The organism is Streptomyces cucumeris (assembly GCF_024295805.1).
In the GTDB taxonomy this organism is placed as follows: domain Bacteria; phylum Actinomycetota; class Actinomycetes; order Streptomycetales; family Streptomycetaceae; genus Streptomyces; species Streptomyces cucumeris.
In genome coordinates, this window is sequence record NZ_JANCLX010000004.1 from 250,949 (window position 1) to 268,931 (window position 17,983).

12 protein-coding genes are annotated in these 17,983 nt (G+C 71.5%); 10 read left to right on the forward strand and 2 right to left on the reverse strand.

The genetic code is table 11. The features are described from left to right. Positions 1-114: 114 nt before the first annotated feature. Positions 115-963, reverse strand: coding sequence for an RNA polymerase sigma factor SigF (locus NMK44_RS08075; RefSeq protein WP_254740164.1), 849 nt, complete (start codon positions 961-963; stop codon positions 115-117). A gap of 186 nt (positions 964-1,149) precedes the next feature. Beyond that, positions 1,150-4,557 carry an AfsR/SARP family transcriptional regulator gene (locus NMK44_RS08085; protein WP_302887921.1) on the reverse strand — a complete coding sequence of 1,136 codons (3,408 nt, stop codon included), beginning with the start codon at positions 4,555-4,557 and terminating at the stop codon, positions 1,150-1,152. 214 nt (positions 4,558-4,771) lie between these two features. On the opposite strand from NMK44_RS08085, the gene NMK44_RS08090 reads away from it, so the two are divergent. From NMK44_RS08090 to NMK44_RS08135, 10 genes are all read left to right on the forward strand, one after another. Next, complete coding sequence (locus tag NMK44_RS08090; RefSeq protein ID WP_254739873.1) at positions 4,772-5,104, forward strand: hypothetical protein; 333 nt, start codon at positions 4,772-4,774, stop codon at positions 5,102-5,104. A 50-nt stretch (positions 5,105-5,154) separates the two neighbouring features. Beyond that, positions 5,155-5,466, forward strand: coding sequence for a pore-forming ESAT-6 family protein (locus NMK44_RS08095; RefSeq protein ID WP_254739875.1), 312 nt, complete (start codon positions 5,155-5,157; stop codon positions 5,464-5,466). A 60-nt stretch (positions 5,467-5,526) separates the two neighbouring features. Beyond that, positions 5,527-5,922, forward strand: coding sequence for a DUF6507 family protein (locus NMK44_RS08100; protein ID WP_254739877.1), 396 nt, complete (start codon positions 5,527-5,529; stop codon positions 5,920-5,922). After that, on the forward strand, positions 5,919-8,558 hold the full coding sequence (locus NMK44_RS08105; RefSeq protein WP_254739879.1) for a hypothetical protein: 2,640 nt from the start codon (positions 5,919-5,921) through the stop codon (positions 8,556-8,558). The genes NMK44_RS08100 and NMK44_RS08105 overlap by 4 nt, the downstream gene beginning before the upstream one ends. Then, positions 8,555-9,325 (forward strand): hypothetical protein, encoded by a 771-nt coding sequence (locus NMK44_RS08110; protein WP_254739881.1) that lies wholly within the window; start codon positions 8,555-8,557, stop codon positions 9,323-9,325. The genes NMK44_RS08105 and NMK44_RS08110 overlap by 4 nt, the downstream gene beginning before the upstream one ends. Positions 9,326-9,470: 145 nt before the next feature. Further along, on the forward strand, positions 9,471-9,797 hold the full coding sequence (locus NMK44_RS08115) for a hypothetical protein (protein WP_254739883.1): 327 nt from the start codon (positions 9,471-9,473) through the stop codon (positions 9,795-9,797). A gap of 52 nt (positions 9,798-9,849) precedes the next feature. Further along, positions 9,850-11,205, forward strand: a complete 1,356-nt coding sequence (gene eccD / locus NMK44_RS08120) for a type VII secretion integral membrane protein EccD (RefSeq protein ID WP_254739885.1) — start codon at positions 9,850-9,852, stop codon at positions 11,203-11,205. 50 nt (positions 11,206-11,255) lie between these two features. Next, on the forward strand, positions 11,256-12,419 hold the full coding sequence (locus NMK44_RS08125; protein ID WP_254739887.1) for a MinD/ParA family ATP-binding protein: 1,164 nt from the start codon (positions 11,256-11,258) through the stop codon (positions 12,417-12,419). Between the two features lie 17 nt (positions 12,420-12,436). Then, a complete protein-coding gene (eccCa, locus tag NMK44_RS08130) occupies positions 12,437-16,411 on the forward strand; it encodes a type VII secretion protein EccCa (protein WP_254739889.1) in 3,975 nt (1,324 codons plus the stop codon). A gap of 84 nt (positions 16,412-16,495) precedes the next feature. Then, positions 16,496-17,914 carry a DUF6177 family protein gene (locus tag NMK44_RS08135; RefSeq protein WP_254739891.1) on the forward strand — a complete coding sequence of 473 codons (1,419 nt, stop codon included), beginning with the start codon at positions 16,496-16,498 and terminating at the stop codon, positions 17,912-17,914. The last annotated feature ends 69 nt before the right edge of the window (positions 17,915-17,983 follow it).

The following is a 17,983-nucleotide window of genomic DNA, read 5'->3' on the forward strand; positions in this document are numbered from 1 at the left end:
CCCCGGCCGGGCGCCCCCCCCGCCCCGCCGGGGGCCCCCGCCGGCATCCCCGGCCGGGCCCCCACGACATTCCCACCACACAACCGACAGTGGCTTCGGTGCCGCTCCTGGCGGCTATTCGGCGAGCATCCCGCGGCGCAGTCGGGTGAGCGCCTTGGTGAGCAGACGGGACACATGCATCTGGGAGACACCGAGCTCGGCGCCGATCTCCGACTGGGTCATCTCGTCCCCGAACCGCATCTGGAGGATCCGCCGGTCCCGCTCCCCGAGCTGCTCCACCAGCGGCTTCAGGGCGTGCAGATTCTCGACGACCTCCATGGCGGGATCGAGTTCGCCGATGCGGTCGGCGAAGGTGGTCACCCGGGTGGTGCCGTTCTCGTGGTCGGCCGGGGCGTCCAGCGAGGTGGTCAGATAGCCGTTGCTGGCCACCAGACCGTCGAGGATCTCCTCTTCACTGAGCTTCAGATGCTCGGCCAGCTCGGCGGTGGTCGGCGACCGGTCCAGCCGCTGGAAGAGCTCCTCGTTCGCCTTGGCCAGGTCGATCCGCAGCTCCTGGAGACGGCGCGGCACATGGACCGCCCAGCTGGTGTCCCGGAAGAAGCGCTTGATCTCCCCCACGATGTAGGGGACCGCGAAGGTGGTGAACTCCACCTCGCGCGTCAGGTCGAACCGGTCGATCGCCTTGATCAGGCCGATCGTGCCGACCTGGACGACGTCCTCCATCTCCACCGAGCGGTTGCGGAACCGCCGGGCGGCATATCGGACCAACGACAGATTCAGCTCAATAAGGGTGTTCCGCACATATTGGTATTCGTGCGTCCCCTCTTCGAGCTCCGTCAGCCGATCCAGGAACGTTTTGGTCAGCGCCCTGGCGTCCTTCGGCGCGACCTTCGACGGGTCCGTCACCGAGGGAAGACCAGTGAGCTCAACTCCACTGTCCTGCTCAGCTTCGGCTGCCGTCATGTCTGACGAGACCACGGGTGCCGTGCCGTTCACGTCGCACTCCCTGTATCGGCTGCATGCATAGGCTGATTGAAGACGCGTGTACCCACCCTCTACACCTTCATTCCTAAAAATCTCAGAGACTCGCCGGACCGGTGCGGATCCCCGCCGCCCGGCCCGCCCCGGACGGGCCGGGCTGACAGGCCGTCAGCGCGGAGAGTCCTCCACCGCCCTGGCGGCCCGCGGACACGGCAGCCCGATGGCCTCGAACAGCTCCCGCGCGGACCGCCGCGCCGCCTCGGCGTCCCCGGTCTCGTCCGCGCGGTCGTACGCGTCCCCGAGGGCGAGCAGGGCACGGGCCCGAGTCAGCCGCTGGCCGCTCTCCTCCGCCAGCAGCAGCGCCCGCCGCGCCTCGGCCAGCGCCCCCGCCGCGTCACCGAGTCCGAGCAGGACCCGCGCCAGGACCACCCGGGCCTGGCCGAGCGACGCCCGGTGTCCCTCATCCCCCAGGGCGACCGCGGTGCGGGCGTGGTGCGCGGCCGCCTCCGGCCGCTCCGCGCGGCGGTGCGCCTCGGCCGCCGCGACATGGACGTCCACCAGCCCGGTGCGATGGCCGGTGCGGCCGACGAGGTACAGCGCCAGCTCCGCGTGCCGGACCGCCTCCTCCGTACGCCCCAGACACGCCTCGGCGTACGCGAGCCCCGAGAGGGCGTCGACCTGGCCGCTGGTGTTCTCGGCCGCCCGGGTCATCAGCAGCGCCTCGATATGCGCGCCGATCGCGTCCTCATAGGCGCCCCGGTCGCTGTGCAGCCGGCCGAGCGCCTCATGGGCCATCGCTTCCGCACAGCGGAAGCCGCCCTTCATCGCACCGATCCGGGCGCGCTCCAACAGGGCCGCCGCGGTGTCGAAGCGGGCCCGCTTCAACTGGACGCGCGCCAGAGCCACCAGCGCTATCGACTCCAGGTTGACGTTCCCAGTCGCCGCGGTCAGCGGCAGGGCGCGGGTCAGACACTCCTCGGCCGCGTCCGGCTCCCCGAGCGCCAGCAGCGCCGACGCCTCGTCGACCAGCCCCACCGACTCCCCGCGCCGGTCGCCCCGCTCCCGGTCGATCGCGAGCGAGGCGCGGTGCCGGAGCAGGGCCGTGGCGGGCTCGCCGAGCTGCCGGAGCGTGACGCCCACGCCGCGCAGCGCGTGTGCCTCCCCGGTCCGCCAGTCCGCCGACCGGGCCAGGGCCTCCGCCTGTTCGTAGTGGTGCCTGGCCTCCTCCAGCCGCCCCATCCGCCAGCAGGCGTGTCCCAGCGACAGCTCCATGGCGGCCTGGCCCGGCGCGTTGTGGTGGGCGCGGGCGGCGCCGAGGGCCAGTTCGGCCAGCCGCACCCACTCCGTGAGCGGCCTGCCGTGGTGCAGCAGATCGGTCAGGGCGTCCATCAGAAGCCAGGCCATACACGGCGGCCCATTCTCCGCCGCATGGGCGACGGCCGCCGCGATGTCGTCCCACACGGTGTCCACCCAGGTCAGCGCCTCCGAGGGGCTGTCGAAGGTCTCCGCGACCACTCCGGTGGACACCTGTTCGTACGGCAGCGAGAGCTCATGGAGCCCGTTGGCCCGGGCCGCGTTCCCCACCGAGCGCAGGTAGTACTCAAACAGCCGCATGACCGCCGCATGGCGGTCCTCCGCACCGTCCTCCTCCGCCGAACGCTCGACCGCGAACTCCGTCAGCAGGTCATGGCAGACGAACCGGTGCGCGGCGGTCTCGTGGACGAGGTGCACCCGGGCGATGGCGTCCAGCAGGTCCCGGGCCACCCGGCGCGGGACGTCCGCCAGGGTCGCGGCGACGGCCGTGGTCAGCCCGCCGCTCGGCGCCAGCCCCAGCAGCCGGAACATCCGCCGCGCCGCGGGCGCCAGCGCCCGGTAGGTGAGCGCGAACGCGGCCCGGACCGCCGCGTGCTCGTCCCCGGGGATGGACAGCCGGTCCAGCCGTCCGCGTTCGGTCAGCTCCCTGACGTAGTCGCCCACGGTGTGGTGCGGCTGGTCGGCGAGTTGTGCCCCCGCCACCGTCAGGGCGAGCGGCAGCCGGCCGCACAGCTCCACCAGCCCGGCCGCGGCCTCGGGCTCGGCCCGCAGCCGCGCCTCCCCGACCCGCTGGGCGACCAGCTCCAGGGCCTCCTGGTTCCCCAGCGAGTCCAGCGAGAGCCGGCTCGCCCCGTTCACCGCCACCAGCCCCGGGAGCCGGTCCCGGCTGGTCATCACCACCAGACAGCCCGGATCACCCGGCAGCAGCGGGCGCACCTGGTCGGGACAGGCCACATCGTCCAGCACCACCAGGGCCCGGCGGCCCGCCAGCAGCGAGCGGTAGAGCTGGATCTGCGCGTCCAACTGGTGCGGGATGTGCTCGGGCGCCCGCCCCAGCGCGCCCAGCAGCAGCGGCAGCGCCTCCCCGGGCGACATCGGCTCGCTCCGGTCGAACCCCCGCAGATCCAGATGGAGCTGACCGCCGGGAAACCGGTCGGCCGCCCGCTGCGCCCAGTGCACGGCCAGCGACGACTTCCCCGTCCCGGCCGGACCGACGACCAGCACCACCCGGCTGGGCTCCGCGCTCAGCCGATCCAGCGCGTCCAGTTCGCGCGTCCGGCCGATGAACCGCCCGGTGCTGGGCGGGAGCTGCCGCGGCACCGGCAGCGGTACCTCCGGCGGGGGCGTCGCGGACACCGCGGAGGTGATGTCCCGGACGGCACCCTCGGCGCGCCGAGCCCCCTCAACACGGACCGCGCCCTCCGCCCGGACCGCGCCCTCGGCCGGCACCCCGCTCCCGGTCCGGCGCTCCACCGGCGCCGCTCCCGCGGCCATCTCGCCGCGGAGGATCCGCTGGTGCACCTCCCGCAGCGCCTCTCCGGGCTCCACGCCGAGCTCGCCGACGAGCTGTCCGCGGAAGCTCCGGTACGCCTCCAGCGCCTCCGCCCGACGGCCGCTGTGGTGCAGCGCCCGCATCAACTGGGCGCGCGGGTGCTCCCGCTGCGGCTCCTCCGCGATCAGTCCGTTCAGATCGGCGATGACCTCCTGGTACCGCCCCAGCGCCAGCTTCGCCTCGGCCTGCCCCTCGAGGGCGTCCAGCCGCTGTCCGGCCAGCCGCCGCGCCTCCGCGGAGACCAGGGGCCCGCCCCGCACATCGGCGAGCGGACCGCCGCGCCACAGCGCGAGGCCGTCCCGGTACGAGGCCACCGCCTCCGTGAAGTCCCCGCGCCCGGCCGCCCGCTTCGCCCGGTCCACCGACTCCGTGAACTCCTGTGTGTCCAGCGCACCCGGTTCGACCCGCACCAGATAGCCGGGGCTCCGGGTGATCACGACCTCCGCCCCGGCCGGTCCGCACGCCCGCCGCAACTCCGCCACCAGCGCCCGTACCCGGGCGTCCGCCGAGGCGGGCGGCTCCTCACCCCAGATCCCGTCCTTGAGGCGCTCCACCGACACCGGCCGGTCGGCCTGGACCAGCAGCAGGGACAGCAGCGTGCGTTGCTTCCCGGTCAGCCCGACGGGTCGGCCGCGCACCACCAGTTCGACGGGCCCGAGCAGGCGGAACCGCACCCCGCACTCCGGCACGCTCCGGGCACCTCCTGCCATCCGACCCATCCGTCCCGTTCCGACACCCTAGGGCGCACCCACCACCGGGCCACAGGGCCGGACCCCGGCCGGATGCGACACACCTGCTCCTGAGAGGTTCGACACACCTGTCACGCCTGTGTCACAGCCTGTTGTTTCTCCATTGCGACGATTTCCCGTAGTTGGAAGGATGGCACTGGAAACGACCTTCTTATAGATCGGCAAGGGGAGTCGGATGAAGTTCGACATGGGGGCCCAGACGCTGTCGACCCTTCAGTCGAAGTCGCGCGGGTCGAGTGACGATCTCGGAGCGTTGATTCGTCAACTGGTCCTGGCGGCCGAGCCGTTGGAAGGAAAGTTCAACGGCTCGGGCAAGGCGGCCTTCGACTCGTTCAAGGCGCGTTCGGACGAGATCTCGCAGTCCCTGCACAGCGCGCTGTCCTCGATCCTGGGCGGCCAGTCGGGGATGGACTCGGCCTTCGGCACGGGTGACCAGGAGCAGGGTGACAACGCGCGGACGCAGATGGGCGCGGCCAATTTCGACGCGGCCCGTTTCTCCGGCCGCTGATCCGCGGCACCGACCGCGATTCCTACGAGCTCAACGGGGAGTGAGCATTCATGGCTGCCGGCAATGACCGCCGCTCGTACGACACGGGCGCGTCCGCGGACGCGCAGGGCAACATCCAGGCGGTGATCGCACGCCTGGAAGAGGTGATCACCGCGCGCGACGCCCAGGTGAAGGCGGCGATGGCCGACTTCAGGGCGGATGGCGTGGCGGATGAGTACCACGGCAAGGAGCTGCGCTGGACACGGTCCTCGCAGGAGGTCAAGAACATCATCCAGCTACTGAAGACGACGCTGGAGAAGAACGACGGCACCGCGCAGCACACGCTGTCGCGCGCGAAGGCCGCGGTCGACAACATCGGCTGACCGCGGCCATCGGCCGAGCCGCCCGACCGTGGGCGGCGCTGACGTGTCCTGGGGGGACTCATGACGGGCTGGGATCTGAAGCCACAGGGTATTTCCGGCGTGCTGAAGACGACGGGCGAGTTCGCCGCGAAGATCGAGAAGCATGCGAAGTCGTACGGGACGCATCTGCAGTCGGCCGCGGAGCACGCGGGCACCATCAGTGCCGATGGCGGCGGCGGCGAAGGGGGCGAGAAGGCCAAGGGGGGTCTGGTCGCCCTGGCCCTCTCCCAGTTCTCCTCCCATGCCACTCCCGATCTGAAGTTCATGGCCGCGCGGGCGGGCAAGTCGCTCAAGGGCGCCATGAACGCCACGACGGAGTACCTCAACGGTGATCTTCAGATGGCCGCGCAGGTCCAGCACAAGGCCCTGCGCGACCCCGATCTGGACCCGAAGAAGCCGGGGATACAGACCAAATGATCAAGCCTGAGGAGATCCCGCAGTACACCGGCGATCTCGAGCTCCTCGAAAAAGCCTGCAGTGGGCTGAAGAAGGACGCGGGCCATATCCGTTCCGTCGGTGCCGATGTCCACACCCATTTCCAGGGGCTGTCCGCCTATTACAAGGCGCCCGAGGCCGAGCAGCTCTTCGCGACGACGAAGCCGGTCAAGGAGCGTGCCCACGACTTCGCCGAGGATCTGGGGAAGGTCTCCACGGCCCTGTCCGAGTACGCCACCGAGATCCGTCCGCTGGTGAAGAAGCTGGATGACCTCAAGGCCACTGCCACCACGTTCGTGGCCGACCACAAGGACGACGACGACTGGCAGTACGACGAGGACAAGGTCGACGAGCACAACGAGCTGCGCGACGAGATCACCCGGACCGTCGCCGCGTTCTGGGCCGCCGAGCGCACCTGCCACAACAAGATCACCGCGCTGTTCAACGGCGACCAGATGGTCGCCGGGGACGGCTCGGACCGCAAGAACCAGTACGGGTTCAACGCGGACGACATGGAGAAGGCCAAGCTCCCCTGGGGTGACCCGGTCGAGGAGAAGCACCACGCCTGGGAGATCGGCCACTGGGTCAAGTCCTTCGTATGGGACGGCCTGATCGTCGACGGTGTATGGGGCACCCTCAAGGGTCTTGGCACCCTCGTCGGCTTCGGCGGCTGGGACGCCATGGGCCAGGCGTGGAAGGGACTGGCCCAGCTCGCCACGGGGCTTGCGATCACCTCCATCCCCGGCGCGGGCACCCTCTTCTGGGCCCTCCCCGACGACAAGCTCCCCTCCTGGCTGCGGGATTCCCGTACGGCCATGAAGGAGACGGGCAAGGCGCTGGTCGCCTGGGACGAATGGGGCAAGAACCCCGGCCGCGCGGCCGGAGCGGTCACCTTCAACGTCGTCACCACCGTCTTCACCGGCGGCGCGGGCGGCGCGGCTTCGGGGGCGGGCAAGGCGGGCGCCGTCGCCAAGACCCTCGCAGCCGCCGGCAAGGCGGGCAGGGTCATCGACCCGATGACCTACATCACCAAGGGCGCGGGCGCGGGTCTGTCGAAGATCGGCGACATCGCCAAGGGGCTGAAGGGGATCGAGTCCATCGACATCCCCAAACTGCCCGACGGCACGGTCCACATCCCCGAGGGCTCCTACCTCACCCCCGACGGCAAGGTCCACCTGCCCGACGGTTCCGGTACGCCCATCCCGGACGACGCGGTCAAGATCCCCAAGGACAGCGTCGCCCTGCCCGACGGCGGCCTCCTGCCCCCGGGCAGCGTCAAACTCCCGGGCGAGGGCGCCCCGCGCTTCATGGACACCGACGGCAACATCTACAAGTCCGACGGCTCCCTCGCCCACGACGCCGCGCACGCCCCCACCGACATCGTGGACCGCCCCGCCGCGGGCTCCGACGTCCCACGGGTCGACTCCCCCACCCGCCAACCCGACCTCGTCGCCGCCGGCGCCCGCCCCCTCGACAACGCGACCCACGTCAACCTGGGCAGCGGCCTCGACGACCTCGGCCGCACCGGCGACAACCTCCCGGGCGGCCGTGTCGGTGACGACGTCCCCGGGGGCCACGCCGGCGACAACCTCCCCGGCGGCAGGGCGGGCGACAACCTGCCGGGCGGCCATGTCGGCGACAACCTCCCAGGAGGCCACGCCCACGACCACGGCCCGGGCCCGTCGGCCAGCCACGAACCGCCGTCCGGCGGCCACAGCGACGGGCCGAACAACGGTGGCCACCACGACGCGGCCGCTGCAGGAGGCGATGCACACGGCGTGGGCGACGCGACGCCCCCGCTCGGTAGAGAACTCGACTCAGCCGCCGACCGTCTTGACGCAACGGGGGACGGCGTCGGGGATCTCGGACATGACGTCGGGGATGTGGCTCACGATGCCGGACATGCGGCTCACGATGCCGGACATGCGGCTGATGACGCCGGGGACCTCGGTGACAACTTGGTCGATGACGCTGGTGAAGGAGACGTCCCGTACATCCACGACTCCAACGGCAGTTGGAGCGGCGCTGGCTGGGTAGAGCAGCCCTCGGAGTACGCGGGGAGGGTGTATGAGTCCCTTCGAGCTACGCCCAACCACGTCGACGTGCCTCAGATGGCGAAGCACACCGGCATCGACGAGTCCGTGATCCGCGAGGTGAAGACCCACATGATCCGGACGCAACACGATGTGGCGGTCCGCCCCGGAGTGTGGAAGCGCGGCCTCTTCACCCCGAGGGACGACATTGCGGCCCTGTGGGACGGTGCACGCAAGGGGACCCTGGACGCAGACCAGGTCATGGAATTCAAGCACCTCATGACCCACGAGTACGTAGAGAGTCATCTGATGAAGCGGGGCTTGCCGTATGTGCACGACCAGACTGGTCTGTGGCGCGTGGCGTCCGACGGGACCTTCGAGGGGAGGAGATCGCCCAAGAGTCTGAGCGCGGCGGGCGCACACGACCTGGCGCCAAATCCGGCTAGGGGCGGCTTCGGGATGGGGTGGCAGAAGCTCGGCCTCAAGCACCCGAGTACAGTACTAGCTGACGATTTGTCCAATATCGATGGTTTCGTAAACGATATTGTCAAGGAGCTGAAAGCGAAGGGGTTGGACCTGAAGTGACCGGTGATCACTCATGCGTAACGCTGGAGCGGCTGCGCGCCATCGACTGGAGCGACGATTCCGCAGCGTTTGATCACGCGAACTCCCGTGCGCTACTGATGCGTGAGTATTTGCGTCGCACCGCCCTGTGGGCTCAAGCCTACGACGTCGAGGACACATGGCCGTTTTTCGACGTCGCGGAGCACGTTGCACCCCAGGTCCAGCTCGCACCCGAACTCACTGCCGAATTGGACGAAGTCCTCACCGGGGTGATGCCGTCCTCGCTGAAGCGGATGTGTCGCGCAGCCGTGCGGTGGGCGGTGGTCCGGCAGTCGGGCATTGACTTGCCCAAGGGACTGCCCGATGAGCCGTATGAGCCACTGCTGCTCATGTGTGAACGCGGCGGAGGGTACTTCGTCGAGGAGTTCGTGGACCTCAACGGGGCCATGATCCAGCTCGGGAGCGTTGAGCGAAATCTCGCTGCCACTCCCTTTATCGCGCTTGCTCACACGACCCTCGACGCCCTGGATGCCGAGGGCGAGATCACGTACTACGCGAAGGTCAGCGACGACTATCCACGTGTCAGCCCGCTTGGTGTTGTCCGGCGCCGGATCGACGACACCGAAACATATGACGAAGCCTTCACTGCCGACCTTCGCTGGGAGCCAACGGAATACCTCCGGCTACGTGACCTTGGACGTGAGAACATCGAGCACGTTGTGATCACGGAGGCCGAGGCTGCTGCGTTTATTGAATCAACTACGAAGAGGGGGGGTACCCTCGAGTAAGCTGTCGCCTGATGTCGCCATGGTGACTTCACTTGCCCTTGGCTAAACGTGATCGCCAGCATCAGGCACACTGCCCCGGTCTGTACGGCCCGCGCACGATGGCTTACGTTGCACAGAGGCAGTGAGGAGAGGAATCCCCAGACCAGTGGCACGGGATTACGACAGCCAGCTCCTGGAGTCGGTCGCGGTGCGCCGCCGAAGGATGCGGGACGCGCTGTTGTTCGGGGCTCTGCGGGTGCGGCGTACGGCGGATGAGCGGATCGGGAAGATGTTCGCCGGAATCGCGATCGCCGCCGTCCTGTGCGCGGGGTGTGTCGGGTGGTCGTTTCTCCAGCACACCCTGCAGAAACAGAAGGACGAGCAGGAGAAGCGGCAGCGCCAGGAACAGCAGTACCAGCAGCCGCCCCGGACATCACACCCGAAGAATTCAGAGAAGTCCGAGAAGTCCGAGAAAACCGACAAGAGTTCATGATGACGGACACCCGGTTCCATGCCCTCGACGTCGCGACGATAGGTTCCCTTCAGTGGTGAACACAGCATCGACTTCCCGGGCGCGGCTCAGCAGGGTGACGCTGATCGGCGAGCGCCGCCGGGCGGATATCGTGCTGCCCTCGGACGCTCCGATCGGGCAGTTGCTGCCGGACATCCTCCAGTTGCTGGACGACCGGGCCGCGGCGCGGCCGATGACACGGCAGTTGATCACCGCGGACGGTTCCGCGCTCCCGCATGACGCCACGCTCTCCTCGGCGGAGGTCACGGACGGAGCCGTCCTGCGGCTGGTGCGGGCGCATACGGCGCCGCCCGCGCCCGTGGTGCACGATGTCACCGATCTCGTCGCGGACGACCTCGACCTCCGGACCTGGCGCTGGCGTCCGGCCGCGCGCCGGATCAGCGCGGGGGTGGGGACCGTGGTGTTCGCGGTGCTCGCCGGACTGCTCGCCCGCCGCGAGATCGCGCTCGACGCGCTCGCGGGGGCTCTCGCCGTCATCGCGCTCGTCCTCGCCGCGGCCGGTGCGGCCGCGGCCACCGCCGGGCGGGGCAACCGCGGGCTCGCCACGGCGCTGTTGCTCACCTCCGGCGGACTCGGCGTCCTCGCCGCGTGGACCGCCGCCGACGCCCACGACTGGTCGGGGACCACCCGGCTCGCCGCCGTCGCGGGCGCGGGCGTCGTGACGCTGGCGCTGCTCGGCCGTTTCTCACCGCTGGGCCGTGGCGGCCTCGTCGGAGCCGGGGCCACCGCCGCGCTCGCCGTCGTGTGGCAGGCCGTCGCCGCCGTGCAGGACGACACGGCCCGGCTCGGCGCCGTGATGGCGGTGTTCTCCGTGGTGCTGCTCGGACTGCTGCCCCGGCTCGCGCTGATGGCCTCCGGCCTCACCGCGCTCGACGACCGCCGCTCCGCCGGAGCGTCCGTCAGCCGCCACCAGGTGGGCAACGCGCTCGCGGCCACCCACCGCGGTCTCGCCCTCGCGACGATGGTCACCGCGTCCTCCGCGACGGCCGGTGGCTGGCTGCTGACCCTGGCCGACGAGCCGACCGTGTGGACGGTGGCGCTCTCCTCCGTGGTGGCCCTGGTGCTGCTCTCCCGGGCGCGCGCCTTCCCGCTGGTCGCCGAGGTGGTCACGCTGTTCGCCGCCGCCGCGGTCCTCGTCGTACGTCTGGTGGTCGTGTGGCTGGACCACACCGGCGGCGCGGGACCGCTCGCGGTGCTGGCCGCGGCAGCCGTGCTGCCGCTGCTGGCCCTGGCGGTGCAGCCGCCCGAGCACGTACGGGTCCGGCTGCGGCGGGTGGCCGATCTGACCGAATCCATCGGGGTCGTGGGGCTCTTCCCGCTCGCCGTCGGTGTGTTCGGCGTCTACGGACAGCTCCTCAACAAGTTCTGAGTCGACGCGCAGCCCTCCGGGCGGGGTGGCAGGTGGGAAAGAGGGCCTACATGGCGAACGCGGACAACTGGCAGGGCGATCTGCTCCGATCCCTGCGTGCCGACGGCGGCGGCAACAGCGATGGCGGCAACAGCGATGGCCCTCCTGGGACGGAGGCCCCCGCGGGCAATCTCACCGGGAGCCCCGCGGACACCCCCGTCGAGGCCCCGCCCCCGAACCCGGCACCACCGCACGCGCCCCCGCAAACCCCGCCCCACCCGGCACCGCCCCACCCGGCCCCCTCTCCCCCGCGCACCCCCGACTCCCGCCCCGTGGCCGACCCCTCCCTCGCCGCCGCCACCCACCGGCCGCGCCACGGCGAGCACATCGCCGCGCGCACCGCGCGCACCCTGCGCCGTACCGTCTCCTCCTCGGCCGCGCGCGAGGTCGCCGCGACCACCGCCACCGCCGAGACCCTCCAGCAGCCGGTGACCACCGGCCGCCAGATCGCCGTCACCTCCATCCGGGGCGGCGCCGGGAAGTCGACCGTGGCCGCGCTGCTGGGCATGGCCTACGCGCACTACCGGCAGGACCCGGTCCTCCTCGTCGAGGCCGATCCGGCGCTCGGTTCGCTGCCGTCGCGGCTCGGCGCCGAGTCGGTGCGCTGGACCACCGGCGACCTGGCCGGGATCGTCGAACCGCAGATGTCCCTGCTCGACGTCACCGGATACCTCGTCCAACTCCCCGGCAACGCCTGGCTGCTCCCCGGCAGCCAGGGCCAGATCGGCGCGATGCTGGACACCGCGGCGTACGAGCGGGTCATGGTCTCGCTGCGCCGCTACTTCGGCGTGACCGTCGTCGATTGCGAGACGCTGCCCGCCGAGGTCGCCCGTGTCGCGCTGTCCGCATCCCAGGCCCGGGTGCTGACCGCGCCCGCCACCCTGGAGGGCCTCACCAGCACCCGCGCGGTGCTCGAGTGGATGCGGGGGCTGCCCCGCCACATGATCACCGGGACCGTCGTCGCGCTCACCGAACTCGTCCCGCACTCCGGTATCGACCTCGACAAGGCGGCCGGACGGCTCGCCGACACCGGGGCGACCGTCCGGGTGCTGCCCTACGACCGGCACCTGGCGGCCGGCGGCCCGATCCGCACCGACCGTCTCGCCCACGCGACCAGGGAAGCCGCCGCCCTCCTCGCCGCGGACGCCTTCCGGCTCTCCCAGCAGCGCCGCTGACCCGAGGACGGACGCCGATGAGTACCCGACTGATCCACCGCCCGGCCCGGACCACCCGCCCGCCGGCCCCGTCCGAGGCCCGCACCATCGAGGCCCCGCCCAACCTCCCCGAGGGGAAGTCGGGCAACGTCGCGATGTCGCTGCTGCCCGTGGCCGGTGTGCTGTCGTCCGTGGTGATGATGACGGTCGTCCGCAACAGCCAGTTCGCCGGACTCGGCGCGATCATCGTCGTGGTCACGATCATCGGCTCACTCGCGCTCCTCTTCTCGCAGCGCGGCAAGGCCCAGCGCACCCGCCGCACCCAGCGCGAGGCGTATCTGACCTATCTGGAGGACCTCCGCGAGGAACTGGCCGGTGAGGAACGCGAACGCAGGGAGCGCGCCGATGTGCTCAACCCGCCGCCGGACGCGCTGTACGACATCGTGCGCGACCCGGCCCGGCTGTGGGAGCGCCGCCGTCTCGACGGTGACTTCCTGCGCGTGCGCGTGGGCACCGGTGAGATGCCGGTGCGCGACCTCACCCTCGGCCAGCAGGGCTCGTCCGTCCTCACCCCGCCCGACCGCTTCATGCTCAACGAGGCGTCGGCGCTCATGGCCCGCTTCCGCACCGGTACCGAACTCCCGCTCACCGTACCGCTGGACCGGGTCGGCAACATCAGCGTCGTCGGTCCGCGCGAGGACTGCCTGCGCCTCGTGCGCGCGCTGCTCGTACAGACCGCCGCCACCCACGCGCCGGATGACGCGGCCATGGCGCTCGCCGTGCCCGGTGAGCGGATGGCCGACTGGGAATGGGCGAAGTGGCTGCCGCATCTGCTCGACACCGAGCAGTTCGACGGCCCCGTCGCCGCCCGCCGTATCGCCCCCTCACCGCCGCAGCTCGCCCGGCAGATCGGACCCGAGCTGCGCCGCCGCGCCGGTTACGCGGCCGAGGTGCGGCGGGGGCTGTCCGGTGCGGACGCGCTGGCCATGACCTCGCGCCTGGTGGTGGTGGCCGACGGGCACGGCGCGGACGCCGTGGACCTGCCGCGCCCCGACGACGCCGTGGCTCTGCGGGAGATGGGCGTCACCGTGCTCCATCTGCTGGAGCGGCGGGTCCAGGAGCCGGGGCAGGTCAGTGTGCGGATCACGGTCGACGGCGACCAGGTCGTCATCGAGGATCTGCGCGAGCGGGAGCCGATCAGCGCCCACGGCACGGTGGACGAGGTGGGCATCCCGTTCGCCGAGGGGCTCGCCCGCATGATCGCGCCGCTGCGGCTGTCCGCGGAATCGCTCGTCGACGCCCCGCTGTCCGGCCCCGTCGACTTCGCCGAACTGCTCGGGATCGACGACGTGGCCCGGCTGGACGTGGACCGGCTGTGGGCGGCGCGCGGTGAACGCGCCTTCCTGCGCGTGTCGATCGGCATCAGCGACTCCCGGGAACCGGTCCTGCTCGACCTCAAGGAGTCCTCCGAACTGGGCATGGGTCCGCACGGACTGTGCGTGGGCGCGACCGGCTCCGGCAAGTCGGAGCTGCTGCGCACCCTCGTGCTCGCCCTGGTCGCCACCCATCCCCCCGAGGATCTCGCACTGGTCCTCGTCGACTACAAGGGCGGCGCGACCTTCGCCCCGTTCGCCGGACTGCCGCATGTCGCGGGCGTCATCACCAACCTGGAGAACCAGGCCGGGCTGGTCGAGCGCGTCCACGCCTCGCTCGCGGGCGAGGTCAAGCGGCGCCAGCAGGTCCTCAAGGACGCGGGCAACGTGGCCGACATCGGTGACTACGCGGCACTGCGCGCCACCAAGCGGCCCGATCTCGATCCGCTGCCGCACCTCTTCGTGGTCATCGACGAGTTCGGCGAACTGCTCACCGCCAAGCCCGACTTCATCGATCTGTTCCTGTCCATCGGCCGGATCGGCCGCTCCATCGGGGTCCATCTGCTGCTGTCCAGCCAGCGCATCGAGAGCGGGAAGCTCAAGGGCCTGGACACCTATCTCTCCTACCGTCTCGGGCTGCGCACCTTCTCCGCCGACGAGTCCCGTACGGTCCTGGACACCACCGACGCCTTCCACCTCCCACCGCTGCCCGGCTTCGGTTTCCTCAAAGTGGACACCAGCCACTACGAACGCTTCAAGGCGAGTTATGTCTCCGGGGGCTACCGCGGTCCGGTGCGGCGCGACGAGGAGGAGCAGTCCGGACCGCTCGCGCTGGAGTACCCGGCGTACAACACCCTGGCCGGACCGGAGGATCCCGGCGGGCGGGAACCGGCGACCCGGCGCCGGGAGACCGGGCCGACCGAGCTGGGTGTGATGGTGGCCCAACTCGCCGACGCCGCCGCCCCGGTGCGCCGTATCTGGCTCCCCCCGCTGCCCGGCGCCATCGCGCTGGACACGGTCGCGGGGCCGCTGGAGGTCGGTGCGCGCGGTACGCAGCTCGCGGGGCGCGGCGGCCCGTTGCGGATCCCGCTGGGACTGCTCGACGATCCGACCAAGCAGTGGCAGGGCCGGTGGTACCTGGACCTCACGGTGGCGGGCGGCCACGCCGCCGTCATCGGCGGTCCGCAGTCCGGCAAGACGACGCTACTGCGCACACTCGCCCTCTCGCTCGCGCTGACCCACACCCCGCAGGAGGCCGGCGTCTACGCGCTCGACCTGGTGGGCGGAGGGCTCCAGGCACTCTCCGGACTGCCGCACGTCGGCGGGGTCGCCGGGCGCGCCGACCGCGAACGCGCCGGGCGCACCGTCGAAGAGGTGCGGACCATGCTGGAGATCCGCGAGGAGCTCTTCCGGCGGCACGGCATCGACTCCGTCGAGCAGTTGCGCACCCTGCACGCGGCCGGTCAGCTGCCCGAACTGGCCTCCGCCGAGATCGTGTTGATGATCGACGGCTTCGGGGCGCTGCGCGACGACTTCGAGGAGCTGGACGACGCGGTCGTCGACATCCTCAAGCGGGGCGGCGGTTACGGGATCCACGTCGTGGCGGCCATGCTGCGCTGGAACGACGTCCGGATCGCCACCCAGTCCACCTTCGGCACCCGCATCGAGCTGCGGCTGAACGATCCGAGCGAGTCCAGCATCGACCGGAAGCTGGCGCAGACGCTGGCGCCCGACGAACCCGGCCGCGTGCTCACCGACGGCAAGCTCTTCGCGCAGGTGGCGCTGGCCCGCACCGACGGGCTCGCCGACACCGCCGACCTGGGCGCCGTCCTGGAGCGCACCGCCCGCTCGGTGCGCGCCACCTGGAGCGGTGAGGTGGCCCAGCCGGTGCGGGTGCTGCCGCACGTCCTGGAACCGCGGCTGCTGCCGGGCCTGGCCGCCGAGCCCACGCGCGTGCCCATCGGCCTGGACCAGTCGGCGCTGGCGCCCGTGACCCTCGACCTCTTCGCGCACGATCAGCACCTCCTGGTGCTGGGCGACAGCGAATGCGGCAAGACCAATCTCCTCAAGACCATCGCGCACGGTCTCATCGAGCGCCACGGCGAGGACGACCTGGTGTTCGCGGTGATGGACCCGCGGCGCGGGCTGCGCGGCGCCATCCCGGAGGAGTTCCGCGGCGGGTACGCGTACAACGCACGGATGTGCGGAGGGCTGGCCGCGGGAATCGCCGGCGAGCTGGAGAAGCGGCTCCCCGACGACACCGCGGACACCGGGGACCTGGAGCCCGGCAGTTGGGGCAGCGGTCCGCGGATCGTGGTCCTGGTCGACGACTACGACGTGCTGACCACGGCGGGGCAGGCGCCGCTCGCGCCGTTCCTGCCGTACGTCCCGTCCGCGGTCGACATCGGCCTCCACTTCGTCCTGACCCGCCGGGTCGCGGGCGCCTCGCGCGGAATGTACGAACCGCTGGTGCTGGGCCTGCGCGAATCGGGCGCCTCGGCGCTCGTCATGGCGGGCGACCGGAGCGAGGGGCAGCTGTTCCCTGGGGTGTACGCCGCGCAGCGGCCCGCGGGGCGCGGCGTGCTGATCCAGCGGGGGCGGCCGGACCGGCTGATCCAGACGGTGCACACCGACGGCTGACACCACACCCGCGGTGCCTCTGGCGCCCCACGCGCCCTGGGCGTCACGGATATTCACGACCGAGGAAGGACCGGACAGGACCCCATGACCAAGGACGTCATCACCCTGACGCAGCAGATGCCCGCCCCGCTGAGCGTGCTCGCGGGGCTGCTCTCCGGAGGCCCCGACAAGCTGGTCGGGACGACGGGCGAGGACGCCGTCGTCCAGCTCTGCGACCCGCAGGGGCGTCCCCTGGTCTCCGTGGAGTCACCGGTGCTCGTCCAGGTGGCGGGAGAGGCCGAGCGGCTGCTCGGGGCCACCGCACCCCCGGTGCCGTTCTGGTGGACCGAGGCACGCGCCACCACCGGGGTCGAGGAGGCCGAACGGCTCGCGGGCACCTTCGCCGCCCGGCTCGCGTCCCTGTCCGGCGGTTCGGTCTGGCCGCCGGAGGCCGCCGGTTCCCTGGCCGTGGTGGCGTCGGATGAGGTGGGCGTGGCACCGGCGCCCGCGGCGGCACAGCCCGCGGTCGACGTGCTCACCGACAAGGTCGCCGTCGTCATCCAGGACCGGCCGGTGATCGCGATGACGGCCTGGCTCTCGGACGCGCTGCGCGCCACCGCCCGCGCCGAACTCGGCCTCCAGATCGTCACCCCGCCCGGGGCCCGGCTCTCCCCCGCGGTCCGCACCAGCCTCGGCGGGTGGCCCTCGCGCTGGGTCGTCCAGGACGAGAAGGAGGGCTACTACGACGGGCTCTCCGGTGCCGTACTGCGCTGGCAGAACGGCCTGTTCGCCCCGGTCGCCCCGGAGGACGCCACCCCCGAGGACCCGGACACCCCGGTGGCCGACGCCTACCGGGCGTTCGCCGACACCGGCGAGCGCCAGCTCGCCGTCACCTTCCGCACCGTCCACCCCGCCGACGACCGTCTGGTCCTGGGCGGTGCCCTGGAGTCGGTCTGGCGCGAACTGACCGGGGAACCCCCGGCGGGCTGGGGCACCGCGGAACCGGCCAACCTCCCGTGGTCCGTACGCCAGTTGACGGACCTCGCCCACGACCGGGCGCCCGAACCCACCTGGCTCGTGGTCGTCGGCAGCCCCGACCGCCCGGCTCTGGCCACGGTCCGCGTCAGCCGTACGACGGGGGGCGTGGAGGAGGACGTCACACTCGCCTTCGGCTACGGGCCCGATGAGGAGCCCCCGCTGGAGGCCCTCCCCCGGGTCGCGGAGATCCTGGCAACCCGTCACCACCTCCAGTCGATGCTGCTCCAGCTCCGCAAGGCGCGCCGGGACCTGATGGTCCCGCCACGCTTCGAAGGCCCCGGCGTCCCGCTGGCGTTCGTACTCGGACCGGAAGAGGTCCGCGAGCTGCCGGCCGACCGCGCCCGCCGCACCCCCCTCGCCGACCCCCCGCTCCCCCTCGGCCCGGCATCCCGCCCCGCCCTCTACTACCCGCTCCCGGGCGATCCGGGCGACCTGTCGGGCTGGCAGGACTTCGAACGCCTCATGCGCCATCTGAAAGGCGCGTAAGGACGGCGGGCGCGGGGGCCGCCATAGGGCCCCCGCGCCGCGGGCGGACCAGGGGGAATATCGAGATAC